Annotated in this window: 16 protein-coding genes; 12 read left to right on the forward strand and 4 right to left on the reverse strand. The window is 62.5% G+C overall.

Annotation, left to right across the window (positions count from 1 at the left end):
• Positions 1-70: 70 nt before the first annotated feature.
• Positions 71-1,018 (reverse strand): AraC family transcriptional regulator, encoded by a 948-nt coding sequence (locus J2J98_RS06355; protein ID WP_207602657.1) that lies wholly within the window; start codon positions 1,016-1,018, stop codon positions 71-73.
• 117 nt (positions 1,019-1,135) lie between these two features.
• On the opposite strand from J2J98_RS06355, the gene J2J98_RS06360 reads away from it, so the two are divergent.
• The 3 genes from J2J98_RS06360 (at position 1,136) to J2J98_RS06370 (ending at position 4,159) form a co-directional block, all read left to right on the forward strand.
• Positions 1,136-2,101 carry an SDR family NAD(P)-dependent oxidoreductase gene (locus tag J2J98_RS06360; protein WP_207602658.1) on the forward strand — a complete coding sequence of 322 codons (966 nt, stop codon included), beginning with the start codon at positions 1,136-1,138 and terminating at the stop codon, positions 2,099-2,101.
• 111 nt (positions 2,102-2,212) lie between these two features.
• Positions 2,213-3,613 carry an aminotransferase-like domain-containing protein gene (locus J2J98_RS06365; RefSeq protein ID WP_207602659.1) on the forward strand — a complete coding sequence of 467 codons (1,401 nt, stop codon included), beginning with the start codon at positions 2,213-2,215 and terminating at the stop codon, positions 3,611-3,613.
• Between the two features lie 177 nt (positions 3,614-3,790).
• Positions 3,791-4,159: a DUF983 domain-containing protein gene (locus J2J98_RS06370; RefSeq protein WP_207602660.1), complete on the forward strand. Its 369-nt coding sequence runs from the start codon at positions 3,791-3,793 to the stop codon at positions 4,157-4,159.
• Between the two features lie 9 nt (positions 4,160-4,168).
• On the opposite strand, the gene J2J98_RS06375 is transcribed toward J2J98_RS06370, so the two are convergent.
• Positions 4,169-5,062 (reverse strand): LysR family transcriptional regulator, encoded by an 894-nt coding sequence (locus J2J98_RS06375; protein ID WP_064706656.1) that lies wholly within the window; start codon positions 5,060-5,062, stop codon positions 4,169-4,171.
• A 132-nt stretch (positions 5,063-5,194) separates the two neighbouring features.
• On the opposite strand from J2J98_RS06375, the gene J2J98_RS06380 reads away from it, so the two are divergent.
• From J2J98_RS06380 to J2J98_RS06395, 4 genes are all read left to right on the forward strand, one after another.
• On the forward strand, positions 5,195-5,806 hold the full coding sequence (locus tag J2J98_RS06380) for a glutathione S-transferase family protein (RefSeq protein WP_138393551.1): 612 nt from the start codon (positions 5,195-5,197) through the stop codon (positions 5,804-5,806).
• Positions 5,807-5,864: 58 nt separating this feature from the next.
• Positions 5,865-6,797, forward strand: coding sequence for a pyridoxamine 5'-phosphate oxidase family protein (locus J2J98_RS06385; protein ID WP_207603091.1), 933 nt, complete (start codon positions 5,865-5,867; stop codon positions 6,795-6,797).
• Positions 6,798-6,875: 78 nt separating this feature from the next.
• Positions 6,876-7,337: a nuclear transport factor 2 family protein gene (locus tag J2J98_RS06390; protein ID WP_138393549.1), complete on the forward strand. Its 462-nt coding sequence runs from the start codon at positions 6,876-6,878 to the stop codon at positions 7,335-7,337.
• Between the two features lie 120 nt (positions 7,338-7,457).
• Positions 7,458-8,018: a TetR/AcrR family transcriptional regulator gene (locus J2J98_RS06395; RefSeq protein WP_064706659.1), complete on the forward strand. Its 561-nt coding sequence runs from the start codon at positions 7,458-7,460 to the stop codon at positions 8,016-8,018.
• A gap of 38 nt (positions 8,019-8,056) precedes the next feature.
• Here the strand turns inward: J2J98_RS06395 and J2J98_RS30665 are convergent, their stop codons facing one another.
• Positions 8,057-8,188, reverse strand: coding sequence for a hypothetical protein (locus J2J98_RS30665; RefSeq protein ID WP_259663883.1), 132 nt, complete (start codon positions 8,186-8,188; stop codon positions 8,057-8,059).
• A 156-nt stretch (positions 8,189-8,344) separates the two neighbouring features.
• Here J2J98_RS30665 and J2J98_RS06400 point away from each other — a divergent pair, with 156 nt between their 5' ends.
• On the forward strand, positions 8,345-8,989 hold the full coding sequence (locus tag J2J98_RS06400; protein ID WP_207602661.1) for a hypothetical protein: 645 nt from the start codon (positions 8,345-8,347) through the stop codon (positions 8,987-8,989).
• Between the two features lie 61 nt (positions 8,990-9,050).
• Entirely contained in the window at positions 9,051-9,356 is a 306-nt protein-coding gene (locus tag J2J98_RS06405) for a Dabb family protein (RefSeq protein WP_064706661.1), read from the forward strand.
• Between the two features lie 171 nt (positions 9,357-9,527).
• On the opposite strand, the gene J2J98_RS06410 is transcribed toward J2J98_RS06405, so the two are convergent.
• Positions 9,528-10,751, reverse strand: coding sequence for an MFS transporter (locus J2J98_RS06410; RefSeq protein ID WP_207602662.1), 1,224 nt, complete (start codon positions 10,749-10,751; stop codon positions 9,528-9,530).
• 489 nt (positions 10,752-11,240) lie between these two features.
• On the opposite strand from J2J98_RS06410, the gene J2J98_RS06415 reads away from it, so the two are divergent.
• From J2J98_RS06415 to J2J98_RS06425, 3 genes are read left to right on the forward strand one after another with little or no spacing between them, the layout of a single operon-like run.
• Positions 11,241-11,489, forward strand: a complete 249-nt coding sequence (locus J2J98_RS06415; protein ID WP_064706662.1) for a hypothetical protein — start codon at positions 11,241-11,243, stop codon at positions 11,487-11,489.
• A 53-nt stretch (positions 11,490-11,542) separates the two neighbouring features.
• Complete coding sequence (locus J2J98_RS06420) at positions 11,543-12,214, forward strand: response regulator transcription factor (RefSeq protein WP_064706663.1); 672 nt, start codon at positions 11,543-11,545, stop codon at positions 12,212-12,214.
• Positions 12,204-13,607, forward strand: a complete 1,404-nt coding sequence (locus J2J98_RS06425) for a sensor histidine kinase (protein WP_064706664.1) — start codon at positions 12,204-12,206, stop codon at positions 13,605-13,607. The genes J2J98_RS06420 and J2J98_RS06425 overlap by 11 nt, the downstream gene beginning before the upstream one ends.
• The last annotated feature ends 53 nt before the right edge of the window (positions 13,608-13,660 follow it).

Here is a 13,660-nt window from a genome sequence, read left to right on the forward strand (position 1 = left end):
GGCGGCTGCAAGACTATGCCGAACGGAATTTAGGCGCGCCGATGCGATCGTCCGCTGCTGGCTGCACCAATCAAGGTTGAGCGCCAATATTGTTCCGCATCTTATCATCGGCCTGCTGAGCGTCACCATATTGTCGCGGCGAGCACCCCATCACCCGCTTGAAAGCGGTGCTGAATGCGCTTTCGGAATCGTAACCGAGCGATAGGGCGACGCTCGCAATTGCTTCGGTCGAATTTGCCAACCGGTCTCCCGCGACGAGCATGCGCCAGCGCGTCAAGTAATCCATCGGCGCCAGCCCGACCTTTGTCTTGAAATGGAGAGCAAAGGTGGACCGGGACATCGACGCCCGTTCCGCCAGCGACTGCAATGTCCATTTGCGGGCCGGGTCGGCATGCATGGCCCCGAGAGCCGCACCGATTCGCCTGTCCGTGAGTGCGAAAAGCCAGCCGACGCCGCGGGCGTCCGGCGATGCGATATGGAGGCGCAACACCTGCATGAGCATGACATGGGCGAAATGCTCCGCCATCAGAAAACCGCCGGGCTGCCCGTCGCGCAGTTCGCGCGTCATCCGATCGAGCGACCAGCGTAGCACGGCGGCGTGATCGGAATCCCTTTTCACATGAACGATTGGCGGCAGGATGGCGAGCAGGATGTCCGAATTTCCTCCCGAAAAGGAAAAACGGCTGCCAATCAGGAAGAACTCGCCCCCACCGTTGCAAGTCGCAATCCCGTCTCGGGCAATCGAATAGATCACGTCGGACGGAATCGCTTCGACAGATGGATCGCTGGCGAGACGAAAGGCCCGGCTGCTTGTCAGCAGAAAACAGTCGCCTTCCTCCAGCCGGATGGCTTCGGCAACACCCTCGACGGTGAGCCAGCACGAGCCTGAAATGACTGCGTTGAACTTGATGCCATCAGGGGGCGGAAAATCGATCGCCCAGTCGCCACCGGCCGCAAGCCCCGCGGAAACATAGCTTCGCGGTTTGAGCAGGGCGAGGACGTTGGATAAGGGGTCCATGCTGAGATCCGGACGATGGCGAAGAGATGGCGGACTCTAACGCATAGATCGTCTGATCGCCACAGCCTATTTTCGCGACTGTCCTCCTGACAACGAGCAGAAACAAAGGCAATCATCATGAACGACAAACAAGTGCCTATCGGCTCCGGATTTGGAGCCCGCACGACCGCCGTTGAGGTTGTGGCCGGTCTCGATCTTTCCCGCAAGTGCGCCATCGTCACCGGCGGCCATTCCGGCCTCGGGCTGGAGACCACGCGCGCTCTGGCGGGCGCCGGCGCTAAGGTAATCATCGGCGCAAGGAACATTGAAGCGGCGCGATACGCCGTCGCCGGCATCGATGGCGTGCAGGTCGAACGGCTCGATCTCTCCGATCTTGAGAGCGTCGGCCGCTTCGCCGAGCGTATCGTCGCGTCCGGCCGCGGCATCGATATCCTCATCAACAGCGCCGGCATCATGGCCTGCCCGCAGACCCGCGTCGGCGATGGATGGGAGGCGCAATTCGCAACGAACCATCTCGGCCATTTCGCTTTGGTGAACGGCGTTTGGCCGGCAATCTCGCGGAATGCCCGTGTCGTTTCGGTTTCATCAGGCGGTCATCAGATCTCCGGAATCCGATGGGACGACGTGCAGTTCGAGGCCGGGTACGACAAATGGCAGGCCTATGGCCAGTCGAAGACTGCCAATGCGCTTTTCGCCCTGCATCTGGACAGGCTCGCGCGCGGCGCCGGCATCCGCGCCTTCTCGCTGCATCCGGGCAAGATCCTCACGCCGCTGCAGCGCTATCTTTCACGGGAGGAAATGGTGGGTGCGGGCTGGATCGACGCGAATGGCAATCCCATCGACCCGACATTTAAGACACCATCGCAGGGCGCCGCCACGCAGCTATGGGCGGCGACCTCGCCTCAGCTCGAGGGAATGGGGGGCCTTTATTGCGAAGATTGCGATGTTGCGGACCGCGCGATCGATGGGAAGCCGGGCGGTGTGGGCGATCACGCCACCGACCCCGAGCAGGCCGAACGGCTGTGGGTCTTGTCGGCGAGGCTGACCGGCATCGACGCCTTTGCGGCGTCATCGATTCAATGATGCATCCGGTCGGCCGTCAGAGCCTCCAACGCAGAGGCTGACTTTTCTCGTGACAGCGATGAGATGCAACAATATACGGTCAATGTACCTATCAGACTGACCGGATCACGAATGAAAGACTGGCATCCAGATCTCAGCCGCAGCAGCAGCCCGCGTTACATGGCGATCGCCGATCTGATCGAAATGGATCTGCGCAGCGGCCATCTGATGGTCGGTGACCGTCTGCCGCCGCAGCGTGAACTTGCCAAGCGGCTGAACGTCGATTTCACGACGGTGGCGAGAGGTTACGTCGAGGCGCAGAAGCGCGGTCTCGTGGATTCCCATGTCGGCCGGGGCACTTTCGTCACTGGCGCTGCGCTCACGCAGCGCCATGATTTGCGCGATACCGCGCCCGACCCCCGCCGCGCGTCCGTCGTCGACTTTTCGATGAACCTCCCGCCGGAGCCGGACGATCCGGAGTTGATCGCACGCATGCGTGAGGGCATCTCGGCAGTGGCGGCGAGCCTCGTCCCGCTTCTGCGCTATCAAGGCTTCGGCGGCTCCGGCATGGACAAGGAGGCTGCCGCCGCCTGGCTCGGCCGCCGGGGCCTGATGCCTTCGCAGGAGCGGATCTTCGTCACGCCGGGCGCCCATCCGGCCCTGCTGGCGATCTTCGGCCTGCTGGCAAAGCCCGGCGAGACCGTGCTTTCAGAAGTCACCACTTATCCCGGTATGCGCTCGATCGCAGCACAGTTGCGGCTCAATCTTGTCGGCCTGCCGATGGACGGGGACGGTATCCTGCCGGATGCTTTGGCCGGGGCCTGCGAAAGGTTGGAGCCGAAGGCGCTCTATCTCAATCCGACGCTGCAGAACCCGACGACGCTGACGATCCCCGCTCTCCGCCGAGAGCAAATCGCAGCCGTCGCCCGCAAATATCGTCTGCCAATTGTCGAAGACGATGCCTATGGCTTCATTCCGCAGGAAGGGCCTGCGCCGCTTGCGGCAACGGCGCCCGATCTGACCTGGCATATCGGCGGCCTGGCGAAATGCCTCGGCGCCGGCCTGCGCCTTGCGTATGTGGTGGCGCCCGACACCAGGGCGGTGTGGCCCTTCGTCAGCGCCATGCGCGCCAACAATGTCATGGCCTCGCCGTTGAATATGGCGCTCGCCACCCGCTGGATCGAGGACGGCACGGCCGATGCGATCCTGCGCTTCATCCGCGCCGAGGCCGGCGCTCGCCAGCAGATGGTCGCCGCCATCCTGCCTGCCGACAGCTACCGCGCCGATCCGCTCAGCTTCAATATCTGGTTGCCTCTAACCAACGGCTGGACCCGTTCCACCTTCGGCAGCCATATGCATTCCTCCGGCATCGGAGTGGTGGCAAGCGATGCCTTCACGGTCGAGGGCACCGCGCCCGAGGTCGTCCGGGTCTGCCTCGGCGGCCCGATCGCACGGGAGAAGTTGCGGGGTGCGTTGGAGTTCATGGCCCATGCGCTCGAAGGCCCGCCGGAGATGGCGGCCTCGTTCTTCTGATCCGGCGATCGCGGCCTGGCATGCCCCAGGCAGGCCGCTCCTCGAATGACCTGCCCTGATTAGTTACCGGGCTTCTGCGGCAATCTGACAGATTGATTGGTGTCGCCCGAGCAATGTATTTGTATTGAATGCATACATTGCGCTGAATTGAATGGGCCACCAGATAGGACAGTCATCATGGACACCGAATATCCCCCGCTTCCTCCGATGCAGACCGGCGTCAGGGGACGCTGCCCGCGCTGCGGACAGGGCCATATGTTCAAGGGCTTCCTGACGCTGCAGCCGCAGTGCGAAGCCTGCGGCCTCGATTACTCATTCGCAGATCCGGCCGACGGCCCGGCCTTCTTCGTCATCTGCTTCGCCTGCATTCCGAGCGTGCTGCTCGGCGTCTGGCTGGAGGTGGCGTTTTCGGCACCGATCTGGGTGCAGCTTCTTGTCACCGGCCCATTCATGCTCGCCACCTGCATTCCGCCGCTCAGGCCGCTGAAGGGCTGGCTGGTCGCAAGCCAGTATTTCTACAAGGCGGAAGAGGGCAAACTAGCCTGAAGCTGCGGCCTATCTCAGCGTCGCGCGCAGGCGCGGCGTCGTGAAATCGATGAGCGCGCGCAATTTCAGCGGCACCAACCCCTGCGAGGGGTAGACGAGATGCACCGGCGCCGGCTGCGGTTCGAAATCGGCAAGCAGCGGCACCAGCAGGCCTGCGGCCTCGGCTTGTGCGGCTTGGTAGGAGAGCACGCGCGTGATGCCGAGACCGGCGACGGCGGCATCCACGGCCGCCTCCGCGGTGTTGACCGCAAGCCTTGAGCGGATTGCCACGACGAGCTCCCGTTTGCCCTCCACGAATGTCCAGCTGCGCGTGGAGGCCATGCCCTCGAAAGTGATGCAGTCATGGGCGGAAAGATTGCTGGGGTCGCGGATTGCGGCGTGCCGGGCGACATAATCGGGGCTTGCATAGACCGTGCGGCGGATCGCGCCGAGCCTTGTGGCGATCAGGTTGCTGTCGGCCAGGTTGCCGATCCGGAGCGCCAGATCGATATGATCCTCGACGAGGTTCGCCAGCCGGTCGCCCAGCATCAGCCGCAGATTGATTTCAGGATAGGCCTTCAGAAAATCCACGACGACCGGCAGGACATGCAGCCTCCCGAAGACGATCGGCGCCGTCATCGTCAGTTCACCCTTCGGTGCGCTGTATTCGCCGGCCGCCGTCCGTTCCGCCTCTTCCACCCGGTTGAGAATTTCCCGTGCCGCCTCGACATAGGAGCGGCCGGCCTCCGTCAGCGCGATCTTCCGGTTGGTTCTTTGCAAGAGCCGCGCGCCGAGATGCGCTTCCAGTTCCGAAACCTTGCGGCTGACGGTGGCAAGCGGCGAGCGCAGATGCCGGGAGGCGGCCGACAGGCTGCCTTGTTCGACGACGGTGAGAAGCACTGTCATGGCTTCGAGGCGGTCCATGCTGTCCTTCCATAAATTGGAAATCCCTCTCTCAGATTAGCATTCTACTGCATCTCAATGGAAGGTCGTAGATTCGCTGCCGATGGTCCCGAGCAGCCATCGCCAATCGCGTTCGTTCACAGAGGAGCCATCATGAAACTCTACCATCACCCGCTGTCCGGCCATTCGCATCGCGCCCATCTTTTCCTGTCGCTGCTTGGTGTGTCCTATGAACTGGTCGAGGTCGACATGGCGGCGGGCGCCCACAAGGCGCCGGATTTCCTCAAGCTCAATCCGTTCGGCCAGGTGCCGGTTCTCGATGATGATGGCACGGTCATTGCCGATTCATCCGCCATCCTCGTCTATCTCTCGCGCAAATACGGCCGCACCGACTGGCTGCCGGAGGAAGCGGTTGCGGCGGCGCGGATACAGAAATGGCTGTCAGTCGCCGCGGGCGAGATCGCCTACGGGCCCTGTGCGGCCCGCCTGATCACCGTCTTCGGGGCCGATTTCCGCACGCAGGAGGTGATTGCCCGGGCGCACCGCATCCTCGCCCTGGTCGAGGCGGAGCTCGGCGCCCGCAGCTTCCTGCTCGGCGACAGGCCGACCATCGCCGATATCGCGCTTTACAGTTACATCGCCAATGCGCCGGAGGGCAACGTCGATACCTCGGCCTATCCGAGTGTCCGCGCATGGCTTGCGCGCGTCGAGGCGCTGCCGGGTTTCGTCGGCTTTCGCAAGACGAAGATCGGTCTTGCCGCATGAACAGCCGCCGGGGCGGATTGCCGTCCCGGCCTCCCGATGATCCCGAAAGGAGGCCATGATGCTGAACGATACAGGACAGGATGCCGCATCGCCCTGGCACGAGGGTGAACTTGCAATGCAGCGCAGTATCGGCGTGGTCGAACGCATGGACGGGCCGGGGCGCAATTTCATCCGCAAGGCCATGCCGGAACAGCACCGCGCCTTCTTTCCAATGCTGCCTTTCGTGGTGCTCGGCGCGGTCGACGCCAGGGGCGATGTTTGGGCGACGGTGCGGGCGGGACGGCCGGGATTCATGTCCTCGCCGGTGCCGGAAGCTCTCGACGTCGAGCTGCGGCGCGATTCGGACGATCCTGCCGATGCAGGCATGGAAGATGGAGACGCGATCGCGCTGCTCGGCATACAGCTTGAGACCCGCAGGCGCAATCGGCTGAACGGCGTCATCCGCAGGACGGATGCCGAGGCTTTCCGCCTGCGGGTCGACCAGAGCTTCGGCAACTGCCCGCAATATATCCAGCCGCGCTCAGCCGCCTTCGTCCGCGATCCCGATATGCCGACAACGATCCGACCGCTTCACTCCGTCAACCTCGACGACCGCGCTCGGCGCATGGTCGAGAGCGCCGATACGTTTTTCGTCGCCTCCTATGTCGATCGTGACAACGGTGAGCGGCAGGTGGATGTCTCCCATCGTGGCGGCAGTGCCGGCTTCGTGCGGCTCGGCGCCGACGGCGTGCTGACCATCCCTGATTTTCCCGGCAACCGGTTCTTCAACACGCTCGGCAATCTTCTCGTCAACCCCACGGCCGGGCTGGTCTTCGTCGATTTCGAAACCGGCGATATGCTGCAGATGACCGGAAGCGCCGAAATATTACTGTCCTCCCCTGAGATCGCCAGTTTTGAAAGGGCCGAAAGGCTGTGGCGGTTTATGCCTGAAAACATCGTGTTTCGTCCGGATGCTCTGCCGTTGCGCTGGGGCCGCAATCTCGACCGTTGAGAAGAGACTGCATCATGCCGCTTGCAAGTCATTGTACCGATGAGTACAATGATGACAGATCAGTACAGGAGAGAGATCATGTCCAGCCTCGTCCCGCCCTTCAGCCTCGAGACTGCCACCCGCAAGGTCCGTCTTGCCGAGGACGGCTGGAACAGCCGTGATCCCGAGCGCGTCTCGCTCGTCTATGCGCCGGACAGCCGTTGGCGGAACCGCGCCGAATTCATCACCGGCCGAGCCGAGATCGTTGCTTTCCTCACCCGCAAATGGGCCAAGGAGCTGGATTACCGGCTGATCAAGGAAATCTGGGCCTTTACCGACAATCGCATCGCCGTGCGCTTTGCCTATGAATGGCACGATGACAGCGGCAACTGGTTTCGCTCCTATGGCAATGAGAATTGGGAATTCGACGCGACCGGCTTGATGCAGCGCCGTTTTGCCTGCATCAACGATCTGCCGATCCGGGAAACGGAGCGCAAATACCACTGGCCGCTCGGCCGGCGGCCGGATGACCATCCCGGCCTGACCGAGCTCGGCCTCTAAAGGACGTCGCGATCTTTCAGCTTCGTTCGCCGCGCTTTGGGTGTTTGATTTTCCGCATGTCTCGCAAAACCGCTGCACGATTTTGCGCGAGATGCTCTAGAACAGGATGAATTCAGGCCGGTGAAGACCGTCTACGAACGCGCCGATATCATACCGCTGCTCGCGGAAACCTTTCGCGAGCTCGGATATGAGGGCGCCACTCTCAGCCGCATCACGGAACGCACGGGCATCGGCAAGGGCAGCCTTTATCATTTCTTCCCCGGCGGCAAGGAGGAGATGGCCGGCGCCGTGCTCGCCGATGTGGATGCCTGGTTCGAACAGGCGATCTATCGGCCGCTGAGGGATGACGACGCCCGTCAGGCGATTGCGGCGATGTGGGTCAATGTGAATGAATATTTCCGCGCCGGCGGCCGCATCTGCCTCGTGGGCGCCTTCGCACTCGACGACACGCGCGAGCGGTTTTCTTCGGCGATCGGCGATTATTTCTTGCGCTGGATCGACGCGTTGCGTTCGGCGCTTATGCGGGCTGGCTGTTCTGAGACAGAGGCGCAGACGCTTGCTGAAGAAGGCGTCTGCGGCATTCAAGGCGCGCTGGTCCTGTCGCGCGCGCTCCGAGATGGAAAAGTGTTCACCCGGTCGCTGGAAACGCTGGCGAACCGGCTTGAAACTGCGACGCGATGAGGGCAGGCCTTACATCTACGCCGCTTTGCTTGTATCTCTCAGCGCTGTTGTTGAGGCTGCTGGGCCGGGCGCGCATTTTCCCGTTCAGGACGAATCTGGCGCCACTCATTTTCCATCTGGTCGACGACATGCTGGGGAATGGTGGTTTGTGTGTTGGCTGGCGTTTGCATCGGAAGTCTCCTCTTGTGGTGGTAGGGCTTCGGGGCGAAAATATGCATTGCACAAGACAAAAGGCGTGTAAATCAGGGGCTTAGGCACTTTAAACGATTAAGTTTATTTTAATCGATTAAGACGCTTTTAACCATGAAATTCACAGGAAGCGCGGAATGGTTGTCCACATGGATCGGATATTCTTTCTTGATGCGGTGCGGCAAGAGCTCTTCAAAGGAGAACTGACTCAGCCTCAGGTAGTGGGTATGACGGCGATCCTCGATGCCTGGCAAAAACGGTTCGCTCAGGCCGACCTACGGTGGCTCGCCTATATCCTTGCGACCGCCTATCATGAAACTGCCTATACGATGCAGCCGGTGCGCGAGACGCTGGCTGAAAGCGATATGCGCGCGGTCGAGATCCTCGAGGCCGCCTTTGCCGCAGGCAGGCTCTCCTGGGTGACGACGCCCTATTGGCGGCCGGATGAGGATGGCCGCTGCTGGCTCGGGCGCGGCCTGGTGCAGCTCACCCACAAGCGCAATTACGAGGCGATGAGCGCGCTGACCGGCATCGATCTGGTGGCTGAACCCGATCGGGCGATGGAAATGGATGCGGCCGTGACGATCCTGATCGAAGGCATGCTGCAGGGCAGCTTTACCGGCCACAAACTCGCCGATCACCTGAACGCCACGACCGAGGACTGGGTAAATGCGCGCCGCATCGTCAACGGCACCGACCGGGCCGAGAAGCTCGCGGGTTATGCCATGGCCTTCAATGTGGCGCTGCGTCCGGATGCCGCTCGGGGTGGGCCCCGCGGTTGAAGGCCTGAGGCGCGCGTGTTATCGCGCTGGCCGACCTCTGAGATCTGACAGGAGCTTCCGCGTGATCCGCCATATCGTCTTCTTCACCGTGCAGGAGGAACATCTGGAAGAGGTGAGGGCGGGACTTTCGATCCTGACCGGAATTCCACACGCGCGGCTGCTGGAAATCGGCACCAATGTGAAGACCGATCAGTTGGGCACCGAGATCGATCTTGTCGTCTATGGCGAATTCGACGATGAGGCGGCACTCGCTGCTTATAAGGCGCACCCCGATTACCAACGCTCGATCGAGCGCGTGCGCCCGCTCCGGGAAAAACGCATCGCTGCCGATTACGACAGCCGCACGGCCGTCACGCGTCCGCTCTGATTTCGGCAGGCGATTGGCCTCGAGTTGGATCTTGTTTAAATTCAAGCGGGTGAGCGATTTTCTGGAATCTAGCCGTCGGCAGTTGAATGAAGTTCTGAGCCACTGGAGGCAGTTTTCGAAAAAGCCGGGGCAAGCGATTCAAAAGATTCGCGAACGGCCCGAATCCATGCCTCACGAAATGGCCGGGCTCGGCTGCGGGACCCGCGCGCCGCGCACCAACGCCATCAGCATCGCCACAAATGTCAGGGACAACGCCGCGAGGACGGCTGCGGCGAAGAGCGCCGGGCCGGTGCCGGCGCGATCGAGGATGGCCGTGAAGACGACGGGGGCGACGGCATTGCCAAGGTTTTGCGGCAGCGACAGTCGGGCCGATTGCAGGCCGAATTCGCGCGGCGAGAACAGGGCCAGCGGCAGGAGCGCCCGCGCAACAGTCATGACGCCGGCGCCGAAGCCGTAGAGCAGGATGAAGGTAACGAGCACCGGCGTCGAAGGACTGACGACCAGCATTATCAGGAAGCCCGCCAGCATCAGGCCGATACCCATGGCGGCGCTGAGGATCGGATTGCCGCGCCGGCCGAGCAGCATGTCGAGGAAACGCGCCGAGATGCCGAGGATGCCTCGGGCCGAACCGAGCTGCAGCGCGAAGGCCGGCGAGGCGCCGGACTGGCGGAAGATTTCGAGCAGCGATGGCGAGATGCCGAAGGTGATGAAGGTGGTGATGGTCGTCGAGGCAGCGATCAGCAGAAAGGCCTTACGCTGCGCCGCCTTCGACAGCGGCACTGGGGCGATGTCGGCCGCGCCGCCGTCGACCTGGACAGCGATCGGTTTGGGTAGGGCGAAAAGATGCAGCGGCAGGCATATGAAGAATTGCAGCGCCGCGCATATAAGGAAGGTCAGGCGCCACCCGAAGGCCTCGTTGAGCAGGCTGAGGATCGGCCAGAAGACGGCGCTCGAAAGCCCCGTGAACAGCATCAGGATGGCGATGACCCGCTTGCCGTTGATCCCTTCGCGTTCGACGACGGCAGTATAGGCCGGCGCGGACAGGCCGAACGCGCCGCCGACGCCGATCACGACCCAGGCGGCGGCATAGAGAATAATGCTGTTTGCAGCTGCAAGCAGAGAGAGGCCAAGCGCAAAGGTCAGAGACGCCGCCGAAAGCACCCGGGCAGCGCCATAGCGGGCCAGCCAGCGGCCGGTCGCCGGGCCGACGATGGCGCTGACGATCATCATGATGGTCAGGCCGGCAAACGCCACCTCGTTTGCTAAGCCAAGATCCGGAGCCACGATGCGGCCCATTACCCCGAGCATGTCGAAGGTCGTGCCCCAGCCGATGAGCTGGGTGATGGCGAGGACGATGACCGTCTGCGCCGAGCGGAAGCGGAAGGAATTGGGCATCGGTGCTGAAACGGCCTGAGATGCGGGAGCGGCAAAGGCATAACAGTTTCGACCGGCCGGATAAAGCGGCCGCCGTCGATTCGCGCTGCCGCCCTGCAGTTTTCTCAGATGGAGAACAAGAGGAAAGCCGACGCAATTCAAGGACGAGATGGTACACGTGTAAGGTGTCCGTATCGATGCCCTGCATTGCCGTTCGACCCGTGGAAGATCGAGGCGATTCGTCGATGGCGGCCGGTTTAAGGCGACCTACGGCCGGTCGATAGCCAGAGCGACGGCAAAGCTATTGATGCAGCCTGGTGAAGCACCGTTTTGAAATGCGGGAGGGATCGCCGCTACATGCTGTGACGGCGGTTTCCGCCGGCGGGAACCAAATGTCCAGACGGTCGAGAATGGTTCTAAACTCCCTGTATTACAGCGCATTCATTTGCCATTCAGGTCGCGTGAGTACATATTCGCACCAAGTTGGAACTACCCTTGAAAGCATAAGACATGGCCTTTCCTCTGAGCGTCGCAGTAATGGCCGCCGGACTGGTGGTATCGGCGCCCTCACCGGACGGCGCGGGCACCCTCGTCCTGCGCGTGGCGGGTGATTGCAGCGCCGCCGCAGCCCAGGTCGTCGAGCAGACGGGCGGGCAGCTTCTGTCCGTGCAACCGGTGGGAGATAGCTGCATCATTACCGTTCTCGTGTCGGGCAACGGCCAGCGTCCACGCAAGGTTACGGTAAAGGTTCCGATGTAACCGGAATCGGTCTATTCAAATGACGATCGATTGAAGCGGACGAAGGCGGACCGATGCGCATCCTGGTAGTAGAAGATGACGTCAACCTGAACCGGCAGCTTGCCGACACGCTGAAGGAGGCGGGATATGTCGTCGACCAGGCGTTCGATGGCGAAGAAGGGCATTTCCTCGGCGACACCGAACCCTATGACGCCATCATCCTCGATATCGGCCTGCCGGAGATGGACGGTGTGACGGTGCTGGAAAAATGGCGCGGGGCCGGCCGCGGCATGCCGGTTCTGATCCTGACTGCGCGCGACCGCTGGAGCGACAAGGTCGCCGGCATCGACGCCGGCGCCGACGACTATGTCACCAAACCTTTCCATGTCGAGGAAGTGTTGGCGCGCATTCGGGCGTTGATCCGGCGCGCCGCCGGCCATGCATCCTCCGAGATCGTTTGCGGACCGATACGGCTCGATACCAAGTCCTCGAAGGCGACGGTCAACGGCACGGCGCTGAAGCTGACCTCGCACGAATATCGCCTGCTCGCCTACCTCATGCATCACATGGGCGAGGTCGTCTCGCGCACGGAGCTGGTCGAGCACATGTACGACCAGGATTTCGACCGCGATTCCAACACGATCGAGGTCTTCGTCGGCCGTCTGCGCAAGAAGATGGGCGTCGACCTGATCGAAACGGTGCGCGGTCTCGGCTACCGAATCCAAGCGCCGAAACATGCGAATTAAGTCGCTCACCGCACGTGTGTTGCTGCTGACCACGGTCTGGTCGACGGTGGCCCTGGTGGTGATCGGCCTGCTGATCTCGACACTCTACCGCAAGAGCGCGGAACGTGGTTTCCAGGATCTGCTGCGGGCCCAGCTCTATAACGTCATCAATTCCGTGACGATCGGCGATCAGGGGGCGTTGAGCGGCAGCCCGCAACTCGGCGATCTGCGCTTTGCCCAGCCGAAGACAGGCTGGTATTGGGTGGTGGAGCCGCTCGGCACCTATACCACCGCGCCGCTGGTGTCGCCCTCGCTCGGCTCGGCGCTCATTCCGGTCCCCTCGGTTGTCGAGGCGCCTTTCGACAAGAATTACGAGCGCTACTACCAGGTGACCGACGCCTCAGGGAACCGCGTGCAAGTCGCCGAGACCGAAGTGGTGCTCGACACGGACGGGCGCGCGGCGCGCTTCCGTGTGACCGGCAATGTCGACGTCGTCGAGGACGATGTGCGCACCTTTTCCCACAGCCTCTATCTGGCGCTCGCCGGCTTCGGCGTCGGCAGTCTGATCGTCAATGCGCTGGCGATCCTCTACGGCCTGAAACCGCTCGACAAGGCGCGTGCCGCATTGGAGCGCATCCGCGCCGGCGAGAGCGAGCAGCTGAAGGGCGACTTCCCGCGCGAAATCCTGCCGCTCGCCAACGAGGTGAATGCGCTGATAGACAGCAACCGCCGCATCGTAGAGCGGGCGCGCATGCAGGTCGGCAACCTCGCCCATTCGCTGAAGACGCCGATCGCCGTTCTCCTCAACGAGGCGCGCGTTCTCGAAAAATCCCACGGCGAATTGGTGCGCAGCCAGGCGGAATCGATGCAGGGGCAGGTGCAGTCCTATCTCAACCGGGCCCGCATCGCCGCGCAGCGCGAATCCGTGCTGGCCCGCACCGACGCCGAGCCGGCGCTGGAGCGGCTGGTGCGCGTCATGCGCCGCCTGAATGTCGACACCGAATTTGATCTCGTTGTCTCACCGCCGCATCTTGCCGTTGCCATGGAACAGCAGGATCTCGAGGAAACCGTCGGCAACCTCCTGGAAAATGCGGCGCGTTTTGCCAAGAGCAGAGTACGGCTTTCGGCCGTCGAGGCCGGCGAGGACGTGAAAGGGGCGGAGGCGAGCGCCCGCCGGCGCTGGGTGGAGCTTGCCGTCGAGGATGACGGGCCCGGCCTTGAGCCCGACCAGATCCGCGAGGCGCTGAAGCGTGGCCGCAGGCTCGATGAAAGCAAGCCCGGAACCGGGCTCGGCCTTTCGATCGTCACCGAGATTTCCAACGAGTACCAGGGGCGGCTCGAGCTCTCGCGTGGCGAATGGGGCGGGCTGAAGGCGAAGCTAATCCTGCCTGGCGTCACAAAGGATGTTGCATGACCAACTGCTTGATGTCACAAAGATAGTGGCAAACGTATAGCATGCTTTGCCTT

Origin of the sequence: Rhizobium bangladeshense (assembly GCF_017357245.1) — a bacterium.
Classification (GTDB): Bacteria; Pseudomonadota; Alphaproteobacteria; order Rhizobiales; family Rhizobiaceae; genus Rhizobium; species Rhizobium bangladeshense.

What these genes read in the sequence shown, in the direction of transcription:
- J2J98_RS06355 (WP_207602657.1), bottom strand. Translation starts at nt 1,018, where the DNA reads ATGGACCCCTTATCCAACGTCCTCGCCCTGCTCAAACCGCGAAGCTAT.
- J2J98_RS06360 (WP_207602658.1), top strand. Translation starts at nt 1,136, where the DNA reads ATGAACGACAAACAAGTGCCTATCGGCTCCGGATTTGGAGCCCGCACG.
- J2J98_RS06365 (WP_207602659.1), top strand. Translation starts at nt 2,213, where the DNA reads ATGAAAGACTGGCATCCAGATCTCAGCCGCAGCAGCAGCCCGCGTTAC.
- J2J98_RS06370 (WP_207602660.1), top strand. Translation starts at nt 3,791, where the DNA reads ATGGACACCGAATATCCCCCGCTTCCTCCGATGCAGACCGGCGTCAGG.
- J2J98_RS06375 (WP_064706656.1), bottom strand. Translation starts at nt 5,062, where the DNA reads ATGGACCGCCTCGAAGCCATGACAGTGCTTCTCACCGTCGTCGAACAA.
- J2J98_RS06380 (WP_138393551.1), top strand. Translation starts at nt 5,195, where the DNA reads ATGAAACTCTACCATCACCCGCTGTCCGGCCATTCGCATCGCGCCCAT.
- J2J98_RS06385 (WP_207603091.1), top strand. Translation starts at nt 5,865, where the DNA reads ATGCTGAACGATACAGGACAGGATGCCGCATCGCCCTGGCACGAGGGT.
- J2J98_RS06390 (WP_138393549.1), top strand. Translation starts at nt 6,876, where the DNA reads ATGTCCAGCCTCGTCCCGCCCTTCAGCCTCGAGACTGCCACCCGCAAG.
- J2J98_RS30665 (WP_259663883.1), bottom strand. Translation starts at nt 8,188, where the DNA reads ATGCAAACGCCAGCCAACACACAAACCACCATTCCCCAGCATGTCGTC.
- J2J98_RS06400 (WP_207602661.1), top strand. Translation starts at nt 8,345, where the DNA reads ATGGTTGTCCACATGGATCGGATATTCTTTCTTGATGCGGTGCGGCAA.
- J2J98_RS06410 (WP_207602662.1), bottom strand. Translation starts at nt 10,751, where the DNA reads ATGCCCAATTCCTTCCGCTTCCGCTCGGCGCAGACGGTCATCGTCCTC.
- J2J98_RS06415 (WP_064706662.1), top strand. Translation starts at nt 11,241, where the DNA reads ATGGCCTTTCCTCTGAGCGTCGCAGTAATGGCCGCCGGACTGGTGGTA.
- J2J98_RS06420 (WP_064706663.1), top strand. Translation starts at nt 11,543, where the DNA reads ATGCGCATCCTGGTAGTAGAAGATGACGTCAACCTGAACCGGCAGCTT.
- J2J98_RS06425 (WP_064706664.1), top strand. Translation starts at nt 12,204, where the DNA reads ATGCGAATTAAGTCGCTCACCGCACGTGTGTTGCTGCTGACCACGGTC.